The following is a 3,239-nucleotide window of genomic DNA, read 5'->3' as shown; positions in this document are numbered from 1 at the left end:
TGTTACTGATACCGTATCATAACCAGAAATCGACGACGTTAATTGTCCGGTGATTGACGCTAAACTGACCAATAACGGGAAAAGCCTAGAATAGAGGCTTTTCCCGTTATTCATTAGATTTCGACCTGATAGGTATCTTTCTTTCTCAGATAAAACCGAGCTTCTCTCATGATTACATACCAGTCATGATCTAGCTCGATCCTGCATGGAACTCCTCGATCACCAATTCGGATCTCCAGGCATTCTCCACAGTGAAGGGGATACGTTTTGTCATCAATGTTGACCACCCAGCAGGCCGCATCCCGGTCGAACGTCATTTTGGTCCACTGTCTGGTCATGACAGTTCACCCTGGATCACATGCTTGACCATATGATCGTCAATAATGCGGCGTTTGTTCTGCGCTCCATAGATCAGGCAATGGGTACAAACTTTATTGATGAGCCGGGCGGAACCGCTAGAGAATCGGTAAATCTCATCGACAGCCCCATCAGAGAAAATGTCATGATCACTGCCTGCATAAGTAAGGTGGCGTTTGATGTATTCCCCAGCCTGTGCCCGATCAAAATGAGGTAACTTGCACTGGAGATCGATTCGCTGCCGGATGGCGGCGTAAGCTTGGAGACGAAGCCGATCCCAGAGTTCACTTTGTCCAACCAAGATAAGCGCCATGGGACTCTGTGCGTCCATCTTGAAGTTCAGCAGGAACCGTACTTCCTCGAGCATTTCCCGATCTAGCAGGTGAGCTTCGTCGACGACGACGACGGGCTGAAGCCGGTGAATCCCTCGCATGAGTTCAATCTCTCGGTGCAACTGCCGTTTGGCATCACCGCGGTAGAATTTCGACTCGCATCCAAGCTGCTCGAGCATCCCCTTGTAGAAGTGGCGGGGGGTCAGCTTCGAATCTGACAGATACAGGATTTTGTACTTCGCCGCATCGAGTGCCGCCGTAAACCGGCGAATGGTTGTCGTTTTACCTGTGCCGCAATCACCGGTAATGACTGCAAAAAGCTGGCGCTCGGCGGCGTATTCCAGCCTGCCTAGCATTTCCTCCAGCATGACCGACTGGTAGAGCTCCTCGGTAGGCATATCCCGCGAAAACGGCGTGCGGCTAAGCGCGTAGAACGTTTCAAACATCCCCGTTCACCTCTTTCCGAACCGTTCGGTAGGAGACGGCAGGCGCTTGCTGTTCATGGCGCTTTTGATGGTTCTGCTCAGCTCCGCGCAGGAGACGGGAGGTGTCCGCAGGCTCTTTTTGCATATGATCCGGCAGCGGCGGCCGCTTTCCGGACCGTTCTCCAATGACCAGCTCACGTGCCTTCCAAGGTGTATGCCCCTCGTACTCGATCGTCACTTCCGTGATGTCGGCAGGATCGTAGACGACCTGAACTGTCTGCCCGATGAACAGGATGCCGACCTCGTATTTCTTGCCCATAAAGCTGATGCATCCGGCCTTGTCGACCTTCCGGTCCTCACAGTGGAGGAATGCGTTTGCCAGCAATTCCGGTTCCACGAAACGCAGAGCTTTTGTGTCGCTTCGAAATGCCGTCTCCGGGTTTTTCCCATCCAATGCAGAGTGCGGTTTGTTCTGATGACATTCCGAAAGCCATACCTGAAACCATGTGTTCAGGTGATCCAGCGTTTGCGGCTTCTCGAGCTGTACCTCGCTCAGAAATCCTTGCACCACGCCGTTTAGCCGTTCTACTTTACCTTTCGATTCTGGAGAAAAGGGCTTTGCAAATAATAGACGGACACCCAACTTGGAGCAGGTTCGATTCATCCATTTGGTTCGATACTGCTTCCCATTGTCGAAGTAGACGGCTTCAGGCACGCCGTATTTTTCGATCGCTTTCCGGAAGCAATCTTCGACGATCGCCTTCTCGAGCGACTCGTAGAACGCACCATGAAGCACGAACCGCGTAGCGTCATCCACGAACAGAACCAGATACACCTGTTTGTTTGTGCCTTCCTGCCCAATGGGCAAAAAGGGACCATACTTGATGTCGCTCTGCCACAAAGCGTTGCGGTGCCGCTTCTGAAACCGCCGGGCAGCGATACCGCTGCTCGCGTACATCCGCATCTGCCGGGAACTGTAGCCGCGTGCTGCGAGTTTTTCCTGCAACGTGCTTCGTTTCAGTACCCCCGGCTTGACTTTGTCTTCCCACTCCAGGATCTGAATAATCTGGCTCACACTGCGCCCTGGTACTTCACGCCGCAGGAGAATGGCTTGTTCCAACAGTTCTGCCGGGATGGCATCCACTCCCGGCTTTCTGCCCTTTTCCTTCGGCCTCAGTCCATTGAATCCTTCTGCCCGGTACTGCGCCAAATAACGGCGCAAGGTGCGCTCGGATAGTCCGGTCTGCTCACAGATTGCCGCTTTGATTTGGCTGGCCTTTGCCGGGTCCAATCCAGCTGCCAAGAGCGGCGACAACAACTGCACCCGGTTTGCTGCAATCTCTTCCGCTTTTCTCTGATCTTTCAATACTCATGCCTCCATTCGGTAGGATTAACATGAGTCTAGCCCAGAGGGGCGCGGACAGGAATGCAGAACGGGTCTGTGACCCAAGCATTGGAATTGGCGATAGGGCGGACAGCTCTGCCCAGCCAGCCGATGGCGTTGCCGACGAACCGTCCTAGACGTTGGAGTGCGGACTGTGGAGAGCCGGACGAGTTCTCCACAGGTAAGTTGAACCGAATGGCAATCGATTGCAAACAGCCTTGAGCATACACCACCCAAGCGAGGAACCAGCTTTTCCACCGTCGGATGGTCGATTCATCCGCCGCCACGTTCGTGTGAGCCGGCTCCGATAACACCCCTTCGATGCTTTCCGCATCGTAGCGTCGGTACGGCACGAGCAAATCTGGCAATTCATGATGAATTTTCCCACAAGGTTTACAACGTAGACGGCGAATGACGAGCTTCGCCCGATCTCCACAGCTCTTGTACCACACCCGCCGTCTGCTGCCGACTACATCCAAGACACCGCCACAACACGGACATGGTACGATTTCCACACTCCTAACCAAAAACGCCGGCTTCGTTCTCCTTCTCAACCAGTGTAAACTTTGATACAATGACCATGTGTAGGTGGAAGACGTCTCCTGTGTTACTGTGCCACCAGTAACACATCTAAAAGGAGGCGTCTTTTTCCTTTCTCGAAATAACAGCTTGGTCATTATATCGGTCAGAATTCGGACAGGCATTACCGTCAGCTTTCGGGCATTATGAGTTAGCGGAAAC

At 53.1% G+C, this 3,239-nt stretch carries 4 protein-coding genes; all 4 read right to left on the bottom strand.

Going from position 1 to position 3,239, the window contains the following annotated elements; translation table 11 throughout:
* Positions 1-113: 113 nt before the first annotated feature.
* Genes JMF85_RS27715 through JMF85_RS27700 form a run of 4 tightly spaced genes read right to left on the bottom strand, consistent with a single transcriptional unit; the run spans position 114 to position 2,977 of the window.
* Positions 114-317: a DUF5348 domain-containing protein gene (locus tag JMF85_RS27715; protein ID WP_236596029.1), complete on the bottom strand. Its 204-nt coding sequence runs from the start codon at positions 315-317 to the stop codon at positions 114-116.
* A gap of 17 nt (positions 318-334) precedes the next feature.
* Positions 335-1,135, bottom strand: a complete 801-nt coding sequence (locus tag JMF85_RS27710; protein WP_201319389.1) for an ExeA family protein — start codon at positions 1,133-1,135, stop codon at positions 335-337.
* Positions 1,128-2,480, bottom strand: a complete 1,353-nt coding sequence (locus JMF85_RS27705) for a DDE-type integrase/transposase/recombinase (RefSeq protein WP_201319388.1) — start codon at positions 2,478-2,480, stop codon at positions 1,128-1,130. Before JMF85_RS27705 ends, JMF85_RS27710 begins: the two co-directional genes overlap by 8 nt.
* A 35-nt stretch (positions 2,481-2,515) precedes the next feature.
* Entirely contained in the window at positions 2,516-2,977 is a 462-nt protein-coding gene (locus JMF85_RS27700) for a DUF6431 domain-containing protein (protein WP_201319387.1), read from the bottom strand.
* Between the last annotated feature and the right edge of the window lie 262 nt (positions 2,978-3,239).

It is taken from the genome of Paenibacillus sp. EPM92, from assembly GCF_016586185.1.
In the GTDB taxonomy this organism is placed as follows: Bacteria; Bacillota; Bacilli; order Paenibacillales; family NBRC-103111; genus Paenibacillus_G; species Paenibacillus_G validus.
This window is presented reverse-complemented; position numbering and strand designations above follow the sequence as displayed.